The organism is Paenibacillus sp. CF384 (assembly GCF_900106745.1).
GTDB lineage: Bacteria > Bacillota > Bacilli > Paenibacillales > Paenibacillaceae > Paenibacillus_Z.
Genome location: NZ_FNNV01000029.1, coordinates 1 through 22,568, shown reverse-complemented (window position 1 = coordinate 22,568; position 22,568 = coordinate 1). Strand labels below are relative to the sequence as shown.

Below are 22,568 nucleotides of genomic sequence, written 5' to 3'. Positions count from 1 at the left end.
AACATATATAGTAGATGAGAGGCAAGGAGATAGCGTGCGAGAAAAGGAGAGGGACGATATGGGTTTAAGATGCGGACTCGTGCATGATTCGATCACTTTGGCAACTGGTGAAACAGCAACCCTTACTTACAGGCAGCTTGGACTAGACGTTTATGGTGTTTTATTAAATGTAACCTATGATCCGTTTTATGTTGTGGCTAGTGTTAGTAGTGACCGCCTTAAGGTTATGATAACCGGGGATTTCATCAAACATGGCAGCACAACCGTCGTTGTGAAGGCAAATGATCGTGAGCATGGAAGTGGAATCTTGATTTGTATTCCGATCGTGGAGAGAAAGACTTAAGAACGTTTAAAAGACCGCCTTTTGAGCGGTCTTTTTCGATTCAAGGATCTGATATGAATTGCAGGTATGGGAATATAGTGGTAAATGCTTGAACCTCTACAACCGATAAACAAGGTATGTGAAATCGATATCATATACTACGAATAGAATAGGACGTGTCAAATGGTCAGAAAGTTTATCGGTTTGTTGGTTGTCTTCTGCTTGCTTGTAACTACCCCGCTTGTTGCGAATGCTGCTTCTGTTAGTAAGTCGATTCAACTGGTAGTGAATAATAAACAGATTGCAGGCGTACATCCGGTCGTAAAATCAGGCGTTATGTATGTACCATTTCGTAAATTATTCGATGCTATGGGATATAAGTCGGCCAAGTATGATCCGGGTACAGGGGAAGTCTCTGGGAACGTTAACGGCGCAGACATTCGATTCTGGTCCGGCGATAATGTTATGGAGGTTGACGATGGCAGTTACTACTTGGACCATGAAATTCCTGTCTTTAACGGACAAGTGTACATCCCTCTTCGCCAGTTTGGACAAATTGCGAAGTACTCGGTTTATTATGATCAACCGAAGCTCACTGTGAATTTAAAGTCATACGGCTACGGTCAAGAGACCGCTGTGAAAGAGCTCGTTACGAAGTATTACGAAACCTTTAGCCCCAAATTACTGACATCTGACAATCTAACATTGGGCTATATGAATCTAGATTATGATTACGAAGCGAATCAAGCAGTCAGCGAAATCCCGGTCCGCGACTTCAAAGTGAACATCGATCGGATCGAATATACTTCTGACCATGAAGCAACGCTTCAAGTCACTTATATCAAGCGTACGGAAGAATTGAACCGCGAAGATGTGTTTGGATACAACCTTCGCTATGAAGCAGGACAATGGAGAATCGCGCACGAGGGCATGATGTATAGCAACATGGAATCTCCGGAGGACATCGACCAGAAAGTCGAAGCCATCATGAAGAACCGTTTTAACGAGCAGAGTGCGGTTTTGTCGGATCTAAGAACTTATTATACAGCGTATAACGCAGAGGATTTCAAACGAACGCTGCAATACACAGCTCCTTCGTTTATCAAACATTGGAACGATTATGTCATGGGTCCAGAAACATGGGAAGACAGTCTGAAAGCGATTTTTGATCATAGCGAAGAAAGGTACAAGTTATCCGATGAACGAGTCATCTTCCTTGGCAAGAAGGAGGCTGTCGTCCAAGGGATGCTCAGTTGGAGCGATGTTACAGAAGACATTAAGGATGGCGACGATATATTCGAAGCGCTTATTTATTTGGAATATGCCAACGGTCACTGGAATTATAAAGAAGATATTAGCCTCGATCAGGACTTCGATCGTCGCGATGAGGTTGTCCTGTTCAAGTGATAGGAATAGCGAAAAGAGCAGAAGTGAACTTCTGCTCTTTTTTACAATTATTTCTTCACCACAGGCACCCAGAATTCGCCGTAAAACGTGCCGTCGCCGTTATCTTTGCGATAAGTCGCATTGGGACCGCCGATGTAAGCATAATCCGTGATTTGGGCCAGGACTTCGCCAAAAGCGCGGTAAGTCAGCTGATCAAACAAGGTTTCTTTGTCGCCATTTCCTGAAACGACGATGTATTCGCTCTCTGGAAACTCGATGGTGCGCGTGGCGTCAGCCACTGATTTTCTGGCTTCCACCGCGAAATAATTCCACGGTTTTCCTTGATAGACCTCATTGACTGACCATTCGCGATCGTCCTTTGCGGCGTCTTTGAGTTTATTGAAACGTCCGTCAGCCTTAAGTTTGCCCCAAAACTCGGCTTTTTCTTGCTGCATCGCCGGCATGTCTTGGAAATTCGACTGGATGGAAAAACCATATGCGGTCAAAGTAAAAGATTTTTTGTGATCAAGCGTGTAAGCTGTCATGTGAATGCTCCTTTTTCAAGAGATTAGCCTTCGACTTTTTTAACACGAAGCCACATTTCGCCGTAGAATTTACCGTTCTCATCTGCTTTGACGAAGGTGGAGTTACCGGGACCAACGTATTTGTAGTCCGTGATTTCTTCCAACATGCCGCTGAAAACTTTGCCTGTGATTTCATCAGCAAGACGGTCTTTGTCAGCGCCTGTGCCAGGCACGACGAGGTAGTCGCCAGCTAGGAATTCAAGGACAATCGCGCCTTCCACTTCGAACTCGCCCATCACGCCGAATCCGCGCCAAGCCTTGCGGTCGATGGCGAAGTTGATTTGATATTCTTGGCCGTCTGCGAGCGCGAGAAGTTCAGCAAGCTTGCCGTTTTCGGTGATTTCAGCTTTTTTCGCTGCCGTTTTGGCTGCATTGCCTGCCCAGTCGTTGTAGTCTTCTAGTGTAACACCGAAAGCAGTCATTTTGTAGTTTTCTGAGATGGTTTGGATGGAATGGTTAGTCATATTGTATCTCTCCTTCGTGGAATGTAGTTGGTTACAAGATTGATTCTAGATGCTGAATGTATCAAAAAATGATACCTTTTATGGATGCGTTTCTGATACAATAAAAGCATGAAAAAAACAGAACGAGTGAACCTAATCATGCGCTATATCAATAACCGTGCGCATTTTACGATTGCCGAGATCCAGCGGGAATTCAAGATCTCCCGCGCGACGGCGATTCGCGACATTAACGAGATTCAGGCATTAGGTTTTCCGCTGACGACCGAGCTTGGACGCGGCGGCGGCTACAACGTGCTCCAAAACCATTATCTGCCCGCAGCGCGCTTCACGCCGGATGAGCTGAAGGCGATTTTTATCAGCTTTATCGCCTCTAAAAATTCACAGCTGCCTTATCTGCAGAATCGCCGTTCCATTACGGAGAAACTTATCGGCATCGCTTCGCAATCCCAACAAGACGAGCTAATCGAGCTGAATAACATCTTGCTTTTTGAGAATACCAATCCCGCTAATCCGAATTTGCTCGAGCTCGATGATGCGGCGCCTGCGGAGCTGAACCAGCTGATTTCGCTTGCTGTGCGGGATAAGCATTTGCGCGTGACGTATGAGCTGAGTGTTGGCTGGCCGCAGCTGCTGGATGTATATCTGCTGCATATCTTTAATGCGAACGCACAGTGGCTGGTCGAGGTTTATGATTTGGATATGGACGAGTTTCGTTATTTGCCTGTCGATATGCTGCGGGATTCGGTAATCTCGGAGCAGGAGATGAAGTTATCTGAGCAAGAGATTCTAAGTAAGAAGCTGCTTCGTGCACGCCAATCCAATCTTGTTGTGAAGCTGGATACGACCGGGATTCAACGCTTTAAGCGCATGCACCCGCCGGGGATCATTTTGTCCTTTACCGGGATGTTCCAGTCGAGCGGGATGTTCAATGTGCAGTTGGATGTGACCGATGCTGAAATGCTGGCGTATTATGCGGACTGGCTGCTCTTTCTGGGGAAAGGCGCCGAGTTTGAGCGGATTCCTGATGAACTGCGCGTGATGCTGGAAGCGCGTTTGGCGAATTTAAGATTCTCTTGAGTTGTTATCCGAGGTTGTATAAAGATCTTCAAGTCCCGATGATGAGTTAATCCTTATCGGGGCTTTTCGTGCGTCTGATGACAGGCGAAAAAGTTGAAAACCTTCGGCAACTTTTACGTATACCTATTGCACATATGTTTTTGATGGTCAGAAACTTGCGATGGTGTATAGGAGGGCGAATCAAGTTGGAATCATTATGGTTGGAGTATGCCTGGGCTTTACTCATTCTTATCGGTTTGGAAGGGTTGTTGTCGGCTGACAATGCGCTCGTGTTGGCGGTTATTGCCAAGCAGTTGCCGGAGGAACAGAAGAAACGAGCGATCAATTACGGAATCATTATGGCATTTGTCTTTCGCTTTGCCGCTCTGTTCGCGATATCCTTTATTGCGAATGTCTGGCAGGTGCAGGCAATCGGCGCCGCCTATCTTCTATACCTAGGCTTAAAGCACATTATTCAAGAGCGATTTGGCAAAAAGAAAGAAGATACGCACAAGGAAGAGAAGCAAGGAGCAGGGACAGGCTTCTGGCCAACTGTCGGCAAGATCGCGCTGGCCGATCTCGCTTTTGCGATTGATTCCATTCTCGCTGCGGTTGCGCTCGCGCTTGGTTTACCGGATTCTCCGCTGAGGGAGTTCGGCGGCATGGACGGGGGGCAATTCATAGTTGTGGTGCTTGGCGGAGTTGCCGGACTGGTTCTAATTAAATACGCTGCTGCTTGGTTTGTGCAGCTGCTCGCACAACGACCGGCCCTCGAGACAACTGCTTATGCGATTGTGGCTTGGGTAGGAGTAAAGCTTGCCGTGATTACGCTTGCTCATGAGGATATCGGCGTGTTGGATCATCATTTTCCTCATAGCACGGGATGGACGGTAGTCTTCTATGCTGTCTTGGTTGCAGTGGCCGTTCTTGGTTGGTTTGCGCCCAGCAACAAAGTTTCAAAGGCGAGCACTTCTTAATCGGTCATATGGTCACATAGTAAGGAACCGCTGCTGCCGAGAGAGGCTGCCAATGACAGCTGTATAGGAAGGAGGAGGAATGGAGTTATGCGTCATTCACCAAACGTTTCGAAGGAACTTCTGGAATTCTGCTTAAAGGAGCAGTATGAATGGACTCCGGCGACACTTGAGTTTCTTCCGCTTGGACTTGATTACAGCTCTGCCGTGTATCTTGTGGTGAGCGAGCAGGAAACCGATTATTATCTGCTTAAAGTTACGTCTAGACCTTTATACGAACCGCAATATCGGGTTCCTCGATATCTTGGCGAGCAGGGGATTACAGCTGTTGTAGCTCCCATTTCGACCAAGAGCGGTGCCTTATGGACCTGTCTGGAGGATTGGACAGTCGTGGTCTACCCCTTTATCAAGGGGGATTCAAGCTTCGATGGGATGTCGGCAGAGCAGTGGAATAAGCTAGGGACTACCTTACAACACATTCACCGGATTCCTTTACCGCCTGAAGGATTGCAATCGCTCCGACAGGAGACCTTTGATACAACGGAATATGCGCGATGGATTCGCACCTTTGAGGATCAACTTGGACGCTTCGAAGGCGGAAGTCCATTGGATCGTACACTACATGCTTCTTGGGTAGCGCATAGGATGACGATACACGCGAAGCTGGCCGAATTGGTGGAGCTGGCTGGGACGCTTCAATCACGTAAGATCCCGCATGTCATCTGTCACGCGGATCTTCATCCGGCTAATGTGATTCGGGATCAGGCGGGGGAAGTGTTTGTAATCGATTGGGACGAGGTGATGCTCGCTCCCAAAGAGCGTGATTTCATCTTTGTCAGTCATCCGCATGACCAAGCATTTTTCCAAGGGTACGGAGCCGTAGAGGTGGATGAACAGGTGCTCTCCTATTACCGCTTAGAGAGGGTCCTTCAGGACCTGATAGAGTGTGCTCGGAACGTATGGATGATGGATGAGTTAGGGGAAGAAACGAAGGCTGAAGCTCTCAAGTTGTTTCAAGCTGTCTTGGCGGCGGAGGAAACTGCTAAGTAGACCTAATGTAGTTAAAAAAGAACCTCCGGGACACCATCGTCCCAGAGGTTCTTCTTGTCTTCACCAAGTTATTCAACAGGTACCAAGCTGTCCAAAATCTCCTGAAGGCTCAGCTCGCAGGCTGCCATGGACGTATCCGCGACGCCATAATACATCTTGACGACATCGCCTTCCACAAGCGCTCCGCAGGCGAAGACGACGTCTCCGAAGAAGCCTTTCTTCTCATAGTCCGCGTCCGGCTCAAGGATCGGTTTGCCTGAGCGGGCGATTACTTTGGACGGGTCGTTCAAATCAAGAAGCACTGCTCCCATGCAATAGCGATGCTCTAGCGTCGCGCCATGGTACAGCTCCAGCCAGCCGCGTTCCGTTCTAAACGGTACGCAGCCGCCGCCGATGCGGCCGCTGTCCCACATGCCCTGGCGAAGACCGATCAGATGCTTGTGATTGCCCCAGTACAGCAGGTTGTCCGACTCGGCGATCCACATTTCCGGGTTGCCGGTGCTCTTGGTCGTCGGGCGGTGAAGTGCATAATATTTGCCGTTTACTTTCTCCGGGAAAATAAGCACGTCTTTGTTATCCGGCCCGAAAATCATGCCGTGGTAAGTGACGTTCACGAAGTCGGTCGTGGAAATCATCGACTCGCCGACGCCGACCGGGCTTACGGCTGAATAGTAAATGTAATACGTGTCGCCGATCTGCGTAATGCGCGGATCCTCAATACCGAACGTCTCTAGCGAGTTCGACGGATAATGGAACGGCTTCTCATCGACAGTGAAGTTATGGCCATCCTTGCTGCGTGCGATCCGCAGGTAAGAAATTGAAGTTAAATACTCGAAAGTTGCACTATGCAACTTGTTCCGGATGACGCGCGGGTCCGAGAAATCGTAGCGCTCGTCATCTAACCGAAGCTCGATCAGGTCCAGATCGTTCGTGGCCGTATTGTAAACCGGCGCCAGCACAGTGCCCGGAACGGGACTAATTGGACGTTCAGCCACGCGCAGCAGCATTATAATTTCATTATTGTAAGACGCGATGCCGGCGTTGAACGCGCCGATGACCTCGAAATTGTCCCGGTGCGGTTTCACGTCGAGCGGCGTAATTAATGGATTCTCTTCATAGCGGTATACATTCATAAACAATCGATAACTCCCTTATCAAGCAAATTCGTGTTCAAACCGCGCAAACGGATCCGTGATGGTTATCCGCTGCGCATCGGCGTCGCTTATACCGGCGTACAAGACGGCTGTTCCATCCCCTTGGCGGACAAGACCGCCGCTGAAGACAACATCCTGCAGGTCCGGACGCTTCGACGGGCCGGGCAGAAAGGCAGCGCGAACCGCGATCAGTTCGATATCCGAGAAGGTTCCGTCAGCTGGATCGAAGACGAACGCCATCGGGTAATAGTGACGATCCCCTTGATCGTCGAACGAGGCAATGTGGCCGAGTACGCCAACCAGGCCGTTCTTGAGCAGGTGGGCTTCATTGGCGCCGCCCCACTCGTCATCGGTGAATTGTCCGTCAAGCAGCGGTGCATCGTTGATCCGATCGACGGTTAGCTCATCCAGCGAGGCGATATGGACGTAGCCGATTTTGCCGCGGCCGCCTTTGGCGCCTTGCGGACGCGTGAATACGCCGATGGAACCGTCCGCAAGCTCGACGAGACGGATATCCTTCATGCCATCAGGTCCTTTGAAGAAAGGCTGCAGTGCGGCGATGTTCTTGCCGCGGTAGAAGACGGTCCGCCATTTCAGTGCATCCGGCTTCATGGGATCCGGGAATATCTCCACGCCGCCGAGCACGAGATCCCCGGCAATGCGCGTGAAGAAAGGATCTTGCAAGCGGAATGACGGCGCGCCGTCTCTAGGCGACCAGCTTCCGCCCTGCTGCGTGAAGAACAGGATATCCGAATGCTCGCTGTCGCGCGACTCTACGCGTCCCGCAATGACTTGTTCGCCTTCGTCCGTGAAGGGAGCGGTAATATTGTAAACGTCCTTGTCGTCAATACCAGCGCCGGCAAAGACGATCTTCTGCGCATCGCGCACCGAGGCTTCCGAGGATTGGAACGCTCGTAGAAGCTCTTCGCATGTTTTAATAGCTGTTTTGTTCAAACTCAAGCTCTCCGACTCCTCTCGCCTAATAATTGCTATTTCAAGTTAAATTGCATACCCTCTTGGAATTTCTTGCCGAAGAAGATAAACAGGATGATGATTGGGATCGTCAGCAGCACGGATGCGGCGTAGAGCGGCCCCGGGTAGGTGCCGTATGGGCCGAACATTTGCGATAGCAGCACGTTCAGCGTTAGCTTATTATCGCTGCGCACGATGATCATATCCCATAGGAGCTCTGTCCAGCGCTCCATAATGAGGAACAGGAAGATGACGGTCGTGATCGACCTGGACATCGGAAGCATGATGCGGTACATAATTTTGAAATCATTGGCACCGTCCAGCTTGGCTGCTTCGATGAACACCGACGGAACCGCCTTGAAAAAGTTCGTGTACATGAAGATAGCCCATAGGCTGACGGCTTTGGGGAGTATCATCCCCAGATAGGTGTCGTACAGGCCGACTTTCTGAACGATCAGAAAAGTCGGAATGAGCAGAATGATCGCCGGAAAGAACATATGGAACAAGACGAAGTTGTTAATCGTGTCCCGCCCGCGGAAATTCAGCTTGGACAGCGCGTACGCTACCATAATGCCCGACAGCATCATCAGCGCTGTTGATGCGATCGATACGAACACGCTATTGAAGAACGAGCTCACCCAAGGACGCGATATACCCGTCTCGCCGCCGGAGAACAGCCAAACGTACGATTTCGTAGAAAATGAAGTCGGTACGAGCTTCCGGTCGATCTGGCTCCAATCCGCGAATGAATTAAGCACCATATACAGATACGGGTAGACCATGAAGAGCAGAAGAATGGCAGCCAGCACATAGCGGAACGCCAGCTTGCTTGTACGGTTTCGGTTAGACCCAACCATTGCGTTTCCCCCACAGTTCCAGCAGTTTGCGAATGATGAAGATAGAGATGAAGGTTGCGATCGACGCAAGCAGCGCGACAGCGGATGCGTAGCCGGCCTTCAGGTTTTTGAATGCTTGATTGAAAATCTCCATCTGCCACGTGTTCGTGGCGAAATTCGGTCCGCCGCCGGTTAATTGATACACTTCCGTAAAAATGCCGAAAGTGACGCCGAACGATAAAATGAGCGTCGTATAGAACGCCGGGTAGAGCAGCGGCAGCGTAATGCGCCAGAATCGCTGTCGATCCGTAACGCCGTCTATAGCGGCGGCTTCGTAGATCTCATTATCGATGCTGTTCAGACCAGACGTTAAGATCAGGGCATAGTACCCTGTGAATTTCCATGCTAATATCATCCCGACGACAAACAGCGCCGACATTGGAGTGCCGAGCCAGTCAATTTGAATGCCCAGCTTCCGCAGAAACGTATTGAGCGGACTCGAATAGGAAAGCAGTCCTTTCACGATTAGAGACGACACAACTCCCGATGACAGGTAAGGCAGGAAGAAACCGATTAGAAACAGGCTCTTGAGCCGTGGCAGGCTGTGCACGACAACCGCGACGCACAGTGCGAGAATCGTCACGAGCGGAACGAAAATCATCATGAATTTGTAAGTTACCCAGAACGAGGCGTGCACGGCGGGCGACTTCAGCGCGTCGGTGAAATTCTTAAGTCCGATAAGATTGTAGTCCGGCGCGATCAAATCCCAGTCCGTAAAGGACAGGTAGAAAGACCAGATCAGCGGGCCGAAGAAGAATATCAACGAATAAATGAGGTAGGGGCTGGTAAATAACCAGCCCAAACGATTGTTTCTTTGATCCATTAGGTCAACTCCCTCTATTGAAGAGCGGCTTCAATGGCTTTTTTCATATTCGCCCAGCCTTCGGCCGGTGCGATTTCACCGCGTACCACTTTGTTGAAAGCTTCTTGTCCGATAAGCGTCTGTAGGTCGTTATATTTTGCATTATCCATCGGCGGCACCGCATTCGGTACATTTTCCGCGTAAGGCTTCAGTTCTGGATTCGCATCGAGTACGGTTTTGAACGATTCATTGCTAGTCAAGTCGTCACGTGCTGGTGGAAGTTTCGTTTGCTCCAGCCATTTCACGTCGTTCTTCGGATCGGAGTAGACCCACTTAATGAAGTCAACAGCTGCTTTCTGCTCCGCTTCCGAAGCTTGGGCGAAGATGACAAGGCCTTTCGTATCTGCGAACGTTTTGCTTGTAGCCGGGTCTACGCCATCAGGCACTATAGGCATGGTCAACGCGTAAGTTTCGTTCAGTTTAAGCTCAGGGAACTTCTCTTCCCACATGCTGAACGTCCAAGGACCGATATCGGTAAAGACGCCAACGCCGGTTTCAAAAGGATCGGTAACGGTTTGCGACAGAATGCCTTTTTCCTTGCGCAGGTTGTCCACGAACGTCAATACTTCTGTGCCTGCTTTGTCGTCGCCAACAAATTTGCTGCCTTCGACGAAGTGGTTGCCGCCTGACGCTGCGTTGTACAGCATGAAGAAGTCGAACCAACGTTTCCAAGCAGTCGGATCAGCCAAATCCGGCTTCGCCCATACGTATTTATCCGGGAATTTCGCTTTCAGCTTCTTAGTCGCGTCCAGCATTTCACTGTAAGTTTTCGGCACTTCGTTCACGCCGGCTTGCTTCAAGATATCGATACGCCAGCCGAACAGCATCGGGTTAGAGTAGATCGGCAGCACGTATTGGTGGCCATCGGAGAACTTCCAAGGCTCGATTGTGTTTGACATGTTACGGCCTTTGATGATGTCTTCGAATCCCGGCATCGATTCTAATGGAACTAATGCTTTGCTGTTAGCCAGCTGAGCCGCGAAACCGCGGTTTATATTCTCCGAAATCGTCGGCGCGCTCTTACCGGCAATAGCCGATTGAATGCTTGCTTCTGATGTAGGTGATTCTTTAATAGCGCTAACGTTGATTTTTACTTTGTCATTGACTTTCGCATAAGCCTTGGCTAAGTCAGTCCAGTAAGCTTGCTGAGTCGGGTTGGGAGCAGCCCAGAACTCGATTGTGGTAACGCCATTACCAGAATCAGCGCCTTGATTTTGGTTATCGTCGCTTTTGCTGCCGCAGGCAGCGAGCATCGAACCGGCTACTGCGGTGATAAGTAGGGTAGAAGCGAGCTTTTTCATTACGTGAAATTCCTCCTTTGATGTGTAAACAAAATAAGTAATGAGGTTTGTCATGACTAAAGTAACGTTACATTATTTTTGTAAGCGCTTGTGTCATCAATTATTGATTATTTGTAACGCAAAGTCAAGTGATTAATTTGATTTCCAGATGCTCTGTCAAAGGACAAGATATTTACAATGCAATTTTGTAACGTTACAATAGAAGAAAGTGCTGCGCGGTAGGGATGTCTAATCATTTGTTATGCTGCGTCGAAAGGGTGTCTTGGCCATGAAACCGAAAGTAACGATGCAGAATATAGCCGACGAGCTTAATCTATCCAAAAACTCCGTCTCGCAAGCCTTGACCGGAAAAGACGGCGTCAGCGAAGATACGCGCAAGCTGATTATCGAGACGGCCCAGCGAATGGGCTATGTATACAGCAAGGGCAAGAAGGAGATGAGCAATCTCCCGATGAGCGGCAAATTCGCGCTGATTGCCTCGGATTTTGCCTTTAGCATGCACAGCTTCTTTGGCCAAATTTATTTGAGCGTGGAGAGAGAAGTAAAGCAGCAGGGCTATGAGCTGGTCATTCAATCGATCGGCCAAGGTGCCGTTCAGGAACTCCTTATGCCGCCAATCGTGCAGAACCGATCGGTAGATGGCATGATTATCTTGTCCCATATTACGACTGATTATATTAATGCCCTTCTGGATACAGGCATACCTGCCGTTCTGATCGACCATCATCACCCGCAAATCAAGGCAGACAGTATACTTACAAACAATCGTTTCGGTGCCTATGAAGCGGTCAGCCATTTGATTAAGTTGGGGCACTCCGACATCGGATTTGTAGGCGATATTGCGTTCTCGCCGAGCTATTACGAGCGATTAGATGGCTACCGTATGGCGATGTATGAATATGGGCTTCCTATAAGGGAAGAATGGGTTCATACCTCGGCGATTGAAGAAGGTTCGTTCATTTGTTCCTATATACAAGAGTTGAATGAGCGGCCGACGGCTTGGTTTTGCGTCAATGACGGCCTTGGCTTCTTCCTAAACGCCGCGGTGCAGCAGCAAGGACTGTCGGTGCCGGAGGATGTGTCTATCGTAAGTTTCGATAACGGCTATCTGTCCCGCATCTCCACGCCGCCATCCACGACGGTGGAGGTTGACCTGAAGCTTTACGCTGTCAAAGCTGTGGATCGGCTGATAGAGCGCATTAATAATCCAGACGCTCCCTACACGGAGCTGCTCCTGCCGACGCGATTGATTGTGCGTGGGTCAAGCGGTGTGGTCCGCGCGGAGTGAGAGGTGAACGTGATGAACGATAACAACACTCAAACGATTACACTCGGAATGGGCTGCTTCTGGGGTCCCGACGCTTTGTTCGGACAACTGGCGGGTATCACGAGAACGCGTGTAGGTTATACCGGAGGAACGACCGATAACCCAGCGACGCGGCATGCGGGAGATCACACCGAAATGGTCGAAATCGAATTCGATCCGGCTGTCGTGAAGTTGGAAACGATTCTGGATCTGTACTGGAACAGCCATAAGCCGGCGAATATCAATAACTACAGAGATCGTTTGTACAATTCCTTGATTTTGTATCGTGACCAGGCACAGCTAAGTGTCATTCAAGAGGTGATGCAGAAGAGAGGGGAACAAGGGAGTGGCGTGCCGGACACCGAGTTAACTCCCTTTAGCGTTTTCTACCCGGCGGAGGATCGTAATCAGAAGTATTATTTGAAACGGTATCCGGACGCTGTAGACAAGCTGCGAACGCTCTTCAAGACCGAGGATGACCTGACGAATGCGACGTTAGCTGCCCGATTAAACGGCATTGCGAAAGGCTTCGCCAACATGGATACCATTATCCAAGACATCCGGACATGGCAGATCAGCAGCGAGGAACAAGAGGAGATCATTCAGCTCATTAAGCAAATTAAATGGTAAATGTTTGCCCCCTTAAAAGGCCTGTACAATTCGCCAGCGAATGGCTAACGAACTGTACAGGCCTTATTTGGTCGGATTACTCGTCTCCGATATTCTAACGGATCGTAGGGGCCTTATTTTGGAAAAACCGGTTATAAATCACCTCTAAATGGTGAAATTGGACCTCTACGGTTCGTTAGATTTTTTTTGAAGCTATTTGGAGGCAAATAAGACCTCCACGATTCGTTAGAGTTCTCAGCGGATGGCTAACGAACCTATTGTGTAAGAAAGCTCGCGCCAGTTGAAAGCAGTTCGCCAATAGTTCGCCATTTCTTTCACAAAATCAAGCGGTACCCCGTAATTCCATCCCGTTCCCGGAATTTCGTCAGGTCAGCGTGTAAGTGACAAACGCAGATGAAGGTCGTCTAGTTCAGCCTGCGAGGTTTCAATGTGGAAAGGCTGGATGGCTTCTATGCTCGAGTCAAGATTAATGGACTTCGTCATGTTAATTCCTCCTAAGTGTTATTGAAAGGTGTCCTCACAGCATGCGTCGTAGATAGAACTTCACGCCAACCAGAACCGCCAGCAGGAGCAACAAGCCGACGAACCGCTTGTCCGCTCTCCTTCGGCGAAGACAGAGCAGCGCTTCAATCCCCGTCACGGCCATGGCCGTGTACAGGATCGTATGAATTACCGGTACCAGCAGCAGGTAGGCTGCATACAGTCCGCCCAGTTGAATAGCCAAGAGCAGCAAAGGTAGAGTGAGCAGCGGAGCGCCCAACTTTACCTTGAGAGAGCAGCCCTTCCGGTAAGCCCACAGCTGGAATATGCCGTGGCCGAAGAAAAGTACAGCATAAATGACAACGTGGTAGGTGCTCATATAATGCCGAGGCGCTTCAAAGCTTCCAACGTGACCGTCTTGGCCGTCGACCCGCTGCTGTCTACGTTACTGGCGAACACCCAGTCGGTCTTCCCGAGCTCAACGTAACCCACATACCAGCCGAGGCCATTGTCGGACAGCCGCGTCCCCGTCTTGCCATGTACCGTGTAGTTGTCCTGGTCGTTATCGATCATCATGCGCTTGACGGTCTTCTGCGTTTGCTCTTGGAAGGGCAGTGTCTCTTCCACCAGGTCTTCTATGAAGTCGACTTGCTCCTCCGCCGAGATCTTCAGCGAGCTGCTCAGCCAGAAGGTGTCGATGCCCCCGCTAATATCCATATTGCCGTAGTGAATGCGCTCCACATAACTCTTCATCCGCTCGGTTCCGATGTCCCTGGCCATCGCTTGGTAGTACCAGATTGCGGATGCCCGCATGGCCGAGGCCAGTGAATGGTCTCGGTTCCATACCTCGAACGGACGAATGATACCGTCCCACCTCTTCACGTCATACTCGTCCCGAACCGCTCCTACCTCGAGACCGATGAGAGCGTTCGGCACCTTGAACGACGACTCCGGCGTGAACCGCTGCCGGCTGCGCTCGGCATTGCAGACATAGACTCGGTCCGTTCGCAAGTTCTTGATGATCAAGGTGCCCTGCACGTCATGGAACAGCTCTTGGCAGCCGAGCTTCGTCTCTGAGGGGGCAGCATGTACAGGCCATGCGGTAATGCCTATTGCTCCGATGAACAGTAAGATGACGAGCGCCATTACGACGTGGCTCAACTTGTTCCAAGTTCTCAAATTGAATTCCTCCTTTGGCTTCTTCATAATGGAATAACAGGAAGGCTCATGTCGACAACACTGAGTATAGAGGAATTAACGGCGTGGCTGCATCGCCGTTTACAGTGACTGTACCCATACAGTTGGCAGAGAGGAGTGCATGTGGAGATGCTGTATGAAGCGATTGTGGAACAGCTTTTGCAAGAGATGAGGGCCGGGAAGCGGAGGCCGGGGGATAAGCTGCCGTCGATCCGGGAAGGGGCGGAAGCATTCGGCTGCAGCCGAAATACGATGATTCGGGCGTACAGGGAGCTTGAGCACAACCACCGGATCTATGCCGTGCCGCAGAGCGGCTATTATGTCGCGCATCGCCGTCAAGGCGGGGAAGAGGCAAGAAGCTCAGCTGAGGTGAAGGACGCCATCGATTTCGAATGGGCGGGTCCGGACCGAAACGCCATGCCTTACCGGGATTTCCAGCACTGCATGAACGAGGCCATCGAGAGGTACCGCGAGGATATGTTCACGTATTCGGAGGGACAAGGTCTTGCTTCGCTGCGATTCCAGCTGGCCCGGCATCTAAGGGAACTTCAGGTGTTCACCATCCCGGAGCATATTTATGTGGTGACCGGCTCTCAGCAGGCGCTGCATCTGCTGGTGGGACTGCCTTTTCCGAACGGCAAGAAGAATATCGTCTTGGAACAGCCCGTGCATACCGGAATGATCGAATCGCTGCGGGGCTATGATGGCGAAGTGTACGGCATCCCGTACGAGGAAGGCGGTATGGATTTAGAGCGGTTGGAAACGTTGTTTCGGGGAGGGGACGTCAAGTTTTTGTACACCGTTTCGCGTTTCCACAACCCAACCGGGCACAGCCACACGAACGAAGCCCGCAAGCGCATGGTGGAGCTGGCTCAGCGGTATGACGTGTACATCGTCGAGGATGATTATATGGGGGACCTGGATGACGATTCGAAGAACGATCCCATGTTCGCGTACGATCCGTCCGGGAGGGTGATCTACGTGAAAAGCTTCTCCAAAGTCATGCTCCCGGGCTTGCGCCTTGGGCTGGCCGTGCTGCCGGATGGACTGCGGAAGGAATTTCTGCGGGCGAAGGCTGCAGCCGATGTGCATTCACCGCTGCTGATGCAGGGTGCTCTTGAGGTGTACCTCGAGAGCGGGATGTTCGCCGCCCACATCGGCCGGATGCGGAAGATTTACCGCCGTAAGGCGGTGCTGCTTCAGGAAGCGTACCGCAAGTATCTGCCGCCGGGAACCGCCTATACCAGATCGACTTCCGGCTTCTATACCACGATCGGGCTGCCGGCACCGCTCCGGGCGCAGCCGACGGCCGAATACTTGCTGCAGCTCGGCGTGCGGGTCAATCCTGCTCCGCACATGTACCTGCCGGAGTTCCGGCAAGACGGTATCCTAAGGCTGAGCGTCTCGCAGGTAGAGGAACGACTTATCCAGCCCGGCATCCGGGCAATTGGTGAAGGCATTCGAGAGCTGCTTCGGCAACGCACGGAAGTAAGGTTCGTGAATCAAGGATAGGCATAGTAGGAGATTCACAGAGAGTGAATCAAATCTTAACCCAATTCGACAAAACTCATCGTATTCTCGCAGATAGTATGACACTCTTTTTTCACCGGACATCATAAGATGTAGGTACGCATTAGTTCCTACTTTCTCTATGAACAACATTGGGGGGATGGGCCGGTGGACGAGCAGTTTCTGAAGAGGTTGCATACATTAAATCGTCGTGACGAGTTAAGGTCGAAACTATTAATTGATGGTGCTAAATTCACACTGGAACGAAACAAGAAGATGGGTTGGTTTGCGAGATATTTGAAAAATAAAAAGAAAGCCGCTACCCCAGCCAAGTACTAACGGGGATGGCTGTATATGGTTCAAATATAGAAACCCCGAAACGGCGGCTCATGCCGTGTTTCGGGGTTTTCTCATGCGACTTTCGTTTAAGCGCGTCCCATCAGCTTAATCGACCGTTTGATCAATTTCGCCATGCCGACGCGGAGGTTGACGGTGGAGGAAACTTCGAGGCCATAGCGCCCATTGAGGATACAGTGGCGGATATCGTCGATGGTCAGGCAATCGTCCCGCAGGATGTTGCGCACGACGCCGAATTGGACGGGGAGATGCGAATCGCTGCCGGCTACGATCGGTTTGCCAAGGCGTGCGGCGAAGATTTCAAGCTCCCGCCTTGTCCCTGTCTCACGTCCATTGAGATCGAGAAAGTCCAGTCGGCTCAGCAGCTCCACAGGCAGATGCGTAAGCGGGGTTGAGATCCGGGTCGGATGAGCACCGATCTTAATGACGTTGTATTGCTCGGCTTTATCGAACAATTCTTGTCCCGTTGGGAAATTGTCCTTGCTCGTCCGGTGTTGAAAGAACTGCTGAATCGCCCGGATGTCCGAACGTTCGCCCACTAACAGAATATGCCCTACCTCCTTGATGTCCACCTCAATGCCGCAAAAAACCTTAAAGCCGTTCACATCATAGTAGTGATGCTTGTAAGGAAATTCACGATCAAGCGTATCGTAAATCTCGTGAAAGTTACGGGTGTTGAAATGCTCGGTGAGTGCGGTGGCATGAAGTCCGGCTTTACGCGCCGCAGCGATCATTTGATGAAAATAAGGCAGGGAGAAATCTCTCTTCTTACTCAGCTTGGTATGGGTATGAAAATCAATAATCATCAGGATTCCTTCTTTCCGTGTCCATGAATGGTAGTGTCTGCAGCCTCAGCATTAAAGCGGCAAAATGGTTCCGAGCCATGCGGCAAGAGCTGCATAGCCTGCGGTTAACCCGCTGAACAAATAGTCGCGAGTCTGAATGCGCATCTTCGCGAGCTTCAGTTTTCTCGCGCTGCCGCTCTCGAGCGCATAGTTAAAGCCGCGCAGCTCAAGCGCTTCTACTGTCGTACGTACTCGTTTGGCTGTATTCAGCAGAGTAGGGTAGAAAGCGAGCACGCATAGCTTGCAGAAAAAATAGCCGACTCTCCAAGAGAGCAGCCCTTTGTTCTTCGGCGGCATGCCGCGGAGCCGGTAGGAGGCGAATACTTCTTGATATTGCTCGACGAGGAGCGGGATCATTCGGTAGCCATATGAAATGCCAAAGCTAAATACGGTCGGCGCCTTCAAGGCGAGCAGCGCGTCGCTAAGTTTCTCGGGATCCATGCTGGAGAAGACGGCGATGCTGGCCAGTGCCATCGTAAGCAGCTTCAGCGTCAGCGTCGCCAGCGCGATAAAGGCATCCAAGTCACCGCCGAGAAATAGGGCGAGAATGACGACATAGACAATGTTCATGAAGGTGCTGAATGCGAGAAGACCGAGAATAAGGCTGCTGACGCGGGACGTCAATGCCAGCCCAAGTGCCAGCACAAGAAAGGCAACCAGTACCGTCTTGTTATAAGTAAACCAAGGAATGATGGAGAATATCGCGTACCAGATGATCAGCATGCGAGGATCCATACGGCCGAGAAGGGTTTGCTTATTGCCGTAGGCCGTCCGCATGAGCGTCATTTTTAATTGTTCCAGCGTGAGCCGGGACATCCATCTCTCAATGAGTGACACCGATGTGCGCCTCCTCTCTGGTATTCGCGTTGCCATCCGGGTTGCCATCCGCCGCGAATGCTGCGACGAACCGATCAATCGTTAACCTAGGCTGCAGGAAGCCGAGTGCGTGAGACAGCTCGACCGTCTGCGGCGGCCGGAGTCCGAAGCGGGCCAGCGCATCGCGGTCGGAGAAGAGCTCGGCCGGCGACAGGTCAGCGGCGATTCGGCCTTGGTGCAGCACGATGACGCGATCGGCCCACTCGGCGACGAGCTGCATATCGTGAGTGGCGGTCACGATGGATTCGACCTCGCTGCCGATTTGTTCCAGCAGAGCGATCATTTCCTTGCGGCTCACAACATCGAGGCTTGCCGTCGGCTCGTCGAGCAAGAGCACCTTCGGTTTCATGGACAATCCGATGGCTAGAGAAACACGGCGCTGTTGACCGCCGCTCAGCAGACGCGCATCGCGTGACTGCAGCTCTCTTAGATGGAGTCTGTCAATCAATAGATCGGCGAATGCATCGGCATCAGGAAGACGGCGAGCACGACCAAAGTACGAAATCTCGTCTCGGACGTTATCGCTGATGAACATGCTCTCGGGCTTCTGATAGATATAAGCCGCACGGCCAGCCGCATCCTCGGGCCGTTTGACGGTATGCCCGAACAGGCTCACTTCGCCTCCTGATGGTTTAATGAGGCCGGTCATCATTCGCAGCAGCGTGGACTTGCCGGCTCCATTGCCGCCGACCAGCGCAACGCGTTCGCCGGGCTGTATCGTCAAATTCAGCGACCGGAACACCGTATGCGGAATCTTGTTCATGGTCGGATAGGAGAACGTAATGTCGGAGAGTTGAACGGCCGAAGCAGCTTCAACCTTATGCAGAGTCGGCGTTGCAAGAGCAGCAGCAGGTTCGGAGGAAACTGAAGCTGATGATCTCCTCTTGAGTGCTTCGATGCCTTCCTCAAGCGTTACCGGATACAAGCTCGTGTCCAGACGTAAGCCAAGTCGTTCCCCGATCTGCGTCACTTGCGGCGGGAAAATCTGATGAGCGCGCAGTTCCTCCACGCAAGACAACGCTTCTGCCGTCGGTTTCTTCCACACGACGCGGCCATCCGCTACGAGGATGACGGAATCGCAATAGTTGGCAATCCATTCCGTATGGTGTTCGATGACCACGATCGTCTTCCCCTCGTTCTCGTTCAGTTTCCGCAGCGTGGCGTATACGGTCTCCGCGTGGAAAGGATCCAGCTCCGCCGCAGGTTCGTCGACGATGAGGATCTCGGGATCCAGGGACAGCACGGCGGCAAGTGCGGCAATATGCTTCTGCCCGCCGCTCAGCTGCCAGATATAGCGGTCGCTGAGATGAGCGATACCGAGCTTCTCCATCGTCCGAGTCGCTTGCATCTCGTAATCGAGGTGTCCGAAATTCATAGGCGCGAATTCAACCTCTTGACGAACGGTCGGACGTACAAGCTGGTTCTCGAAGTCTTGGCTGACGTACCCGACTTTATAGGCGAGGCTGGATACGCTCGCTTGCCGCGTATCCAGCCCGGCCACATGAACCGATCCTTCCATATCCCCCGTGTAGTAGTGCGGAATTAGTCCGGTTAATGCTTTGCATAACGATGATTTGCCGCTGCCATTGCTGCCGATAATAGCGACGAATTCCCCTTGCTCGACTTGAACATTCAAGCCGGTTAAGGAAGGAGCTTCGGCTCCCGGATAGCAGAACACAAGCTGCTGGACGTTGATGACGGATCGGGAATCAGCCATGCGTAGTCCTTGCTCCCGCAGAAGGATTGCCCTTATTCGTACGGCGCATGATCAAGAAGATAAGAATGGCGACCAGCGCCGCAAGACCGATGCCGCCCCAGATGAAGCCCTTGCCGAATTGATCGACGAAGTCCGGTGCCCACTCGCCCGGATCATCCATCGCTGCGCTCATAAGGGAGAAAGCAGCGGAGAGGCCAATGACGATGATGCCCGTAATCATGACCGCAATGCCGGCACCGACAAGGGAGACGTCTTGCGGCTTACGTGGGCGAATGCCCATGAGAGGCTCGATTTTGCCATGCATTCTTGGAACCATATACAGCGCCGGGATGATCCCGAACAGTACGCCGGAGACGAGCCATTCGATGCTGTTCTCGATCAGTTCAAGCACGATAATACTTTGCGGGAGACCTTCGACAGCCTCGAATTCCTCAACACCGAAAGCCACCTTCATGACATCGAGCGCACCGCTAAGCGCTTGGTCAATGCCGATACCGATCAAGCCTGCTACGATGATTTGTTTGCGATTGGATGGATCCCGAACGAGCAAGCCTGCAACGCACAAGCCGAGGAATAAGGTGAGGAAACCATCGATTTCACCAAGCCCGCCGAAGTCGCCCATGAGCAAATCCCCAAAAACAAGCTCCCCGAATGCCGCTCCGAGCGCCGCGTATAACGGGTTAAACAGCATGACGAGCACGAGAGCGACGAAACCGAAATAAGGAATTCCAATTTCGACCGGCCCGATCTCCACGTCGGGAATCAGTTCTGTCACGAGGTCGGACAGACCGAATACCGCCATAGATAATACAAACACCATCAATTTTTGAGCCTGCTTCATGAGAATGTTTCCTCCTTATTAAAGTGGACTATCTCATTTATACAGATGGATTGTTTGCGAGAGATTATGTAATGATTGTCATTTTGTAAAAAAAGTTTCATAAATTTAAATTCATTAAAATTAATTTACATTGCGATCATTGCTCTCAAAATGTGCACGGTGTTATGATGAATAGCATAAATACGGCGCATGAAAGGAAAGGAACGTTAGCCTCATGAAGCCATGGCTTGCTAATCAGGACAGCTTCACCCCCAGTGAAAGGAAGCTTGCCGACTATATCGTGAAATACGAGTATCGGCTTTCATTTCAGACGGAGAGGGATATCGCAGATTTGCTGCAAGTCAGCATCGCGACTGTATCCCGTTTCTGGCGAAAGATCGGCTATGCTAATTTTAAGGCGTATAAGTTGGAGCTCGCGGACAAAGTCGACGCGTTCCCGACGCCGGCGGAGAAGCTGAGGAGTATGTTGGAAGATCCGGTAGAGGATATCGTGGTCAAGATGCTTTCTCGGGAAATCGGGTATGTGCAGCAGACGCTGCAGCGATTGGATCGCGTTGCTTTCGATCATGCCGTTCAGACGCTTGGCAAGGCGAAGCGGGTTTACGTGTATGGCTCCGGCCCTTCGGCTAGTTTGTGCGAACTGCTGCGGTTTCGGTTGAATCGTTTCGGAAAAACGGTCATCGTACTGCCGAGGTCCGGCTCCGAACTGTTCGAAGCGCTTGTCCATGCGACGGCGGAGGATGCTTTCGTCGTATTCGGCTTCTTCCGGCAATCTCCGGAGATCAAGGTTATTCAGGAAGTGGTTCGCGGGTTGGGCAGTGAGATGGTGCTGTTTACGGATTTGACGTCATCGGCCATGATCGATGCGACGACGTGCGTGCTTTATGTGGATCGCGGAGAGTCCGGGCAATTTCATTCCTTAACCGCTCCGGTTGCACTGCTGGATGCGTTAATTGTAGCGATGGCACAGCAGGAACAAGCATCGGTGGACCAGCTCAACAAGCTGTATGAGCTGCGCAAGAGATATTCGGATATTTTGCCTCATTAATTGTCTATTACGCTAATTACTTAACTGGCTGATCTATTGCAATAGATCAGCTTCTGCCTGTTGAGCAACTGCTTCTCAGTACCACAATAGTTAGCAATAGCGAAACATTTGCATTCTGCATGTCACACTCTGTACCTCGTATGCTGCAACTCACCTCTCACCCCTCGCAGCTGGCACAATGTATCTCACACTCCGCCACTCGCACTACGCAACTCTTACTTCACATGAAGCACTCCACATCTCGCACTCTGCCTCTCGCATTCCGCAACTTGTACTCCAATGTCGCACTCCGCATCTTGCACTCCATATCTCGAATTCCATATCTCACACTCCACAATTTGATCTCGCATTCCGCATCTCACAATCCACATCCCGCAATTCGCAACTCGCAACTCGCATTCTGCATCTCGCACTCTGCCTCTCACACTCTGCCTCTCACACTCTGTATCTCGCACTCCGCCTCTCACACCGCGACACTCATACTTCACATGAAGCACATCTCACACTCTACATCTCACACTCTGCGAAACTCTAACGAACCGTGGGGGCCTTATTTGGCTGAATTTCGAGACTTCGAAATTCTAACGAACCGTAGGGGTCTTATATGGGGAATAGCGGCTTCAAATGCCCCATTTCGGTCGAATAAGGCGATGTAAAATAGTTTGTGTACCAAGATTTGGAGCCTTAACAGGCAGCAAAAAAGTAGGGTATTCTCGGGGTTACCACACGCACCAAGAAGGA

The 22,568-nt window shown here is 51.1% G+C and carries 23 protein-coding genes; 9 read left to right on the top strand and 14 right to left on the bottom strand.

Features of this window, described 5'->3' with window-relative positions:
- Window positions 1–58: 58 nt before the first annotated feature.
- Together BLW29_RS29485 and BLW29_RS29480 are read left to right on the top strand one after the other, a co-directional pair.
- Window positions 59–343 carry a hypothetical protein gene (locus BLW29_RS29485; RefSeq protein ID WP_090986435.1) on the top strand — a complete coding sequence of 95 codons (285 nt, stop codon included), beginning with the start codon at window positions 59–61 and terminating at the stop codon, window positions 341–343.
- 162 nt (window positions 344–505) lie between these two features.
- Window positions 506–1,729, top strand: coding sequence for a copper amine oxidase N-terminal domain-containing protein (locus tag BLW29_RS29480; RefSeq protein ID WP_090986433.1), 1,224 nt, complete (start codon window positions 506–508; stop codon window positions 1,727–1,729).
- Between the two features lie 47 nt (window positions 1,730–1,776).
- On the opposite strand, the gene BLW29_RS29475 is transcribed toward BLW29_RS29480, so the two are convergent.
- Both BLW29_RS29475 and BLW29_RS29470 read right to left on the bottom strand, forming a co-directional pair.
- Window positions 1,777–2,253 (bottom strand): GyrI-like domain-containing protein, encoded by a 477-nt coding sequence (locus BLW29_RS29475; RefSeq protein ID WP_090986431.1) that lies wholly within the window; start codon window positions 2,251–2,253, stop codon window positions 1,777–1,779.
- Window positions 2,254–2,276: 23 nt separating this feature from the next.
- Window positions 2,277–2,756: a hypothetical protein gene (locus BLW29_RS29470; protein ID WP_090986429.1), complete on the bottom strand. Its 480-nt coding sequence runs from the start codon at window positions 2,754–2,756 to the stop codon at window positions 2,277–2,279.
- Between the two features lie 108 nt (window positions 2,757–2,864).
- On the opposite strand from BLW29_RS29470, the gene BLW29_RS29465 reads away from it, so the two are divergent.
- The 3 genes from BLW29_RS29465 to BLW29_RS29455 all read left to right on the top strand — a co-directional run bounded on the left by BLW29_RS29465 (window position 2,865) and on the right by BLW29_RS29455 (window position 5,836).
- Window positions 2,865–3,833, top strand: a complete 969-nt coding sequence (locus tag BLW29_RS29465; protein ID WP_256209051.1) for a helix-turn-helix transcriptional regulator — start codon at window positions 2,865–2,867, stop codon at window positions 3,831–3,833.
- A 185-nt stretch (window positions 3,834–4,018) separates the two neighbouring features.
- Window positions 4,019–4,789 carry a TerC family protein gene (locus BLW29_RS29460; RefSeq protein WP_090986425.1) on the top strand — a complete coding sequence of 257 codons (771 nt, stop codon included), beginning with the start codon at window positions 4,019–4,021 and terminating at the stop codon, window positions 4,787–4,789.
- An 87-nt stretch (window positions 4,790–4,876) separates the two neighbouring features.
- Window positions 4,877–5,836, top strand: coding sequence for a phosphotransferase enzyme family protein (locus BLW29_RS29455; RefSeq protein WP_090986423.1), 960 nt, complete (start codon window positions 4,877–4,879; stop codon window positions 5,834–5,836).
- A 68-nt stretch (window positions 5,837–5,904) separates the two neighbouring features.
- On the opposite strand, the gene BLW29_RS29450 is transcribed toward BLW29_RS29455, so the two are convergent.
- From BLW29_RS29450 to BLW29_RS29430, 5 genes are read right to left on the bottom strand one after another with little or no spacing between them, the layout of a single operon-like run.
- Window positions 5,905–6,969 carry a BtaManbiosPhlase gene (locus BLW29_RS29450; protein WP_090986421.1) on the bottom strand — a complete coding sequence of 355 codons (1,065 nt, stop codon included), beginning with the start codon at window positions 6,967–6,969 and terminating at the stop codon, window positions 5,905–5,907.
- Between the two features lie 21 nt (window positions 6,970–6,990).
- On the bottom strand, window positions 6,991–7,950 hold the full coding sequence (locus tag BLW29_RS29445; protein WP_090986419.1) for an MTP-1 family protein: 960 nt from the start codon (window positions 7,948–7,950) through the stop codon (window positions 6,991–6,993).
- Between the two features lie 29 nt (window positions 7,951–7,979).
- Window positions 7,980–8,819, bottom strand: a complete 840-nt coding sequence (locus tag BLW29_RS29440; protein ID WP_090986417.1) for a carbohydrate ABC transporter permease — start codon at window positions 8,817–8,819, stop codon at window positions 7,980–7,982.
- The gene (locus tag BLW29_RS29435; RefSeq protein WP_090986416.1) at window positions 8,806–9,681 is read right to left on the bottom strand and encodes a carbohydrate ABC transporter permease; all 876 of its coding nucleotides are present in this window, start codon (window positions 9,679–9,681) and stop codon (window positions 8,806–8,808) included. Before BLW29_RS29435 ends, BLW29_RS29440 begins: the two co-directional genes overlap by 14 nt.
- 14 nt (window positions 9,682–9,695) lie before the next feature.
- Window positions 9,696–11,021: an ABC transporter substrate-binding protein gene (locus BLW29_RS29430; RefSeq protein ID WP_090986414.1), complete on the bottom strand. Its 1,326-nt coding sequence runs from the start codon at window positions 11,019–11,021 to the stop codon at window positions 9,696–9,698.
- A gap of 268 nt (window positions 11,022–11,289) precedes the next feature.
- Here BLW29_RS29430 and BLW29_RS29425 point away from each other — a divergent pair, with 268 nt between their 5' ends.
- Both BLW29_RS29425 and BLW29_RS29420 read left to right on the top strand, forming a co-directional pair.
- A complete protein-coding gene (locus tag BLW29_RS29425; protein WP_090986412.1) occupies window positions 11,290–12,309 on the top strand; it encodes a LacI family DNA-binding transcriptional regulator in 1,020 nt (339 codons plus the stop codon).
- Window positions 12,310–12,321: 12 nt separating this feature from the next.
- Entirely contained in the window at window positions 12,322–12,957 is a 636-nt protein-coding gene (locus tag BLW29_RS29420; protein WP_256209050.1) for a peptide-methionine (S)-S-oxide reductase MsrA, read from the top strand.
- A gap of 234 nt (window positions 12,958–13,191) precedes the next feature.
- On the opposite strand, the gene BLW29_RS32205 is transcribed toward BLW29_RS29420, so the two are convergent.
- The 3 genes from BLW29_RS32205 to blaOXA all read right to left on the bottom strand — a co-directional run bounded on the left by BLW29_RS32205 (window position 13,192) and on the right by blaOXA (window position 14,583).
- On the bottom strand, window positions 13,192–13,317 hold the full coding sequence (locus BLW29_RS32205; RefSeq protein WP_218147146.1) for an epoxide hydrolase N-terminal domain-containing protein: 126 nt from the start codon (window positions 13,315–13,317) through the stop codon (window positions 13,192–13,194).
- A 157-nt stretch (window positions 13,318–13,474) separates the two neighbouring features.
- Window positions 13,475–13,816: a hypothetical protein gene (locus BLW29_RS29415; protein WP_090986408.1), complete on the bottom strand. Its 342-nt coding sequence runs from the start codon at window positions 13,814–13,816 to the stop codon at window positions 13,475–13,477.
- A complete protein-coding gene (gene blaOXA, locus BLW29_RS29410) occupies window positions 13,813–14,583 on the bottom strand; it encodes a class D beta-lactamase (RefSeq protein WP_090986492.1) in 771 nt (256 codons plus the stop codon). Before blaOXA ends, BLW29_RS29415 begins: the two co-directional genes overlap by 4 nt.
- Before the next feature lie 180 nt (window positions 14,584–14,763).
- Here blaOXA and BLW29_RS29405 point away from each other — a divergent pair, with 180 nt between their 5' ends.
- Window positions 14,764–16,146 (top strand): aminotransferase-like domain-containing protein, encoded by a 1,383-nt coding sequence (locus tag BLW29_RS29405; RefSeq protein WP_090986406.1) that lies wholly within the window; start codon window positions 14,764–14,766, stop codon window positions 16,144–16,146.
- A gap of 422 nt (window positions 16,147–16,568) precedes the next feature.
- Here BLW29_RS29405 and BLW29_RS29400 read toward each other — a convergent pair whose 3' ends face one another.
- Genes BLW29_RS29400 through BLW29_RS29385 form a run of 4 tightly spaced genes read right to left on the bottom strand, consistent with a single transcriptional unit; the run spans window position 16,569 to window position 20,779 of the window.
- Entirely contained in the window at window positions 16,569–17,306 is a 738-nt protein-coding gene (locus tag BLW29_RS29400) for a PHP domain-containing protein (protein ID WP_090986404.1), read from the bottom strand.
- Window positions 17,307–17,357: 51 nt separating this feature from the next.
- The gene (locus BLW29_RS29395) at window positions 17,358–18,182 is read right to left on the bottom strand and encodes an energy-coupling factor transporter transmembrane component T family protein (protein WP_256209049.1); all 825 of its coding nucleotides are present in this window, start codon (window positions 18,180–18,182) and stop codon (window positions 17,358–17,360) included.
- Entirely contained in the window at window positions 18,169–19,938 is a 1,770-nt protein-coding gene (locus BLW29_RS29390) for an ABC transporter ATP-binding protein (RefSeq protein WP_090986402.1), read from the bottom strand. Before BLW29_RS29390 ends, BLW29_RS29395 begins: the two co-directional genes overlap by 14 nt.
- Window positions 19,931–20,779, bottom strand: a complete 849-nt coding sequence (locus BLW29_RS29385) for a DUF8171 family membrane protein (protein ID WP_090986400.1) — start codon at window positions 20,777–20,779, stop codon at window positions 19,931–19,933. Before BLW29_RS29385 ends, BLW29_RS29390 begins: the two co-directional genes overlap by 8 nt.
- Window positions 20,780–20,993: 214 nt before the next feature.
- On the opposite strand from BLW29_RS29385, the gene BLW29_RS29380 reads away from it, so the two are divergent.
- Window positions 20,994–21,827 (top strand): MurR/RpiR family transcriptional regulator, encoded by an 834-nt coding sequence (locus tag BLW29_RS29380; RefSeq protein ID WP_090986399.1) that lies wholly within the window; start codon window positions 20,994–20,996, stop codon window positions 21,825–21,827.
- The last annotated feature ends 741 nt before the right edge of the window (window positions 21,828–22,568 follow it).

Bases quoted from the DNA above. Each gene is read 5' to 3' on its own strand.
- blaOXA (WP_090986492.1), bottom strand. From the start codon at position 14,583: ATGGCGCTCGTCATCTTACTGTTCATCGGAGCAATAGGCATTACCGCA.
- BLW29_RS29415 (WP_090986408.1), bottom strand. From the start codon at position 13,816: ATGAGCACCTACCACGTTGTCATTTATGCTGTACTTTTCTTCGGCCAC.
- BLW29_RS29475 (WP_090986431.1), bottom strand. From the start codon at position 2,253: ATGACAGCTTACACGCTTGATCACAAAAAATCTTTTACTTTGACCGCA.
- BLW29_RS29400 (WP_090986404.1), bottom strand. From the start codon at position 17,306: ATGATTATTGATTTTCATACCCATACCAAGCTGAGTAAGAAGAGAGAT.
- BLW29_RS29435 (WP_090986416.1), bottom strand. From the start codon at position 9,681: ATGGATCAAAGAAACAATCGTTTGGGCTGGTTATTTACCAGCCCCTAC.
- BLW29_RS29480 (WP_090986433.1), top strand. From the start codon at position 506: ATGGTCAGAAAGTTTATCGGTTTGTTGGTTGTCTTCTGCTTGCTTGTA.
- BLW29_RS29450 (WP_090986421.1), bottom strand. From the start codon at position 6,969: ATGAATGTATACCGCTATGAAGAGAATCCATTAATTACGCCGCTCGAC.
- BLW29_RS29425 (WP_090986412.1), top strand. From the start codon at position 11,290: ATGAAACCGAAAGTAACGATGCAGAATATAGCCGACGAGCTTAATCTA.
- BLW29_RS29385 (WP_090986400.1), bottom strand. From the start codon at position 20,779: ATGAAGCAGGCTCAAAAATTGATGGTGTTTGTATTATCTATGGCGGTA.
- BLW29_RS29470 (WP_090986429.1), bottom strand. From the start codon at position 2,756: ATGACTAACCATTCCATCCAAACCATCTCAGAAAACTACAAAATGACT.
- BLW29_RS29455 (WP_090986423.1), top strand. From the start codon at position 4,877: ATGCGTCATTCACCAAACGTTTCGAAGGAACTTCTGGAATTCTGCTTA.
- BLW29_RS29430 (WP_090986414.1), bottom strand. From the start codon at position 11,021: ATGAAAAAGCTCGCTTCTACCCTACTTATCACCGCAGTAGCCGGTTCG.
- BLW29_RS29485 (WP_090986435.1), top strand. From the start codon at position 59: ATGGGTTTAAGATGCGGACTCGTGCATGATTCGATCACTTTGGCAACT.
- BLW29_RS29390 (WP_090986402.1), bottom strand. From the start codon at position 19,938: ATGGCTGATTCCCGATCCGTCATCAACGTCCAGCAGCTTGTGTTCTGC.
- BLW29_RS29405 (WP_090986406.1), top strand. From the start codon at position 14,764: ATGCTGTATGAAGCGATTGTGGAACAGCTTTTGCAAGAGATGAGGGCC.
- BLW29_RS29465 (WP_256209051.1), top strand. From the start codon at position 2,865: ATGAAAAAAACAGAACGAGTGAACCTAATCATGCGCTATATCAATAAC.
- BLW29_RS29440 (WP_090986417.1), bottom strand. From the start codon at position 8,819: ATGGTTGGGTCTAACCGAAACCGTACAAGCAAGCTGGCGTTCCGCTAT.
- BLW29_RS29380 (WP_090986399.1), top strand. From the start codon at position 20,994: ATGAAGCCATGGCTTGCTAATCAGGACAGCTTCACCCCCAGTGAAAGG.
- BLW29_RS29420 (WP_256209050.1), top strand. From the start codon at position 12,322: ATGAACGATAACAACACTCAAACGATTACACTCGGAATGGGCTGCTTC.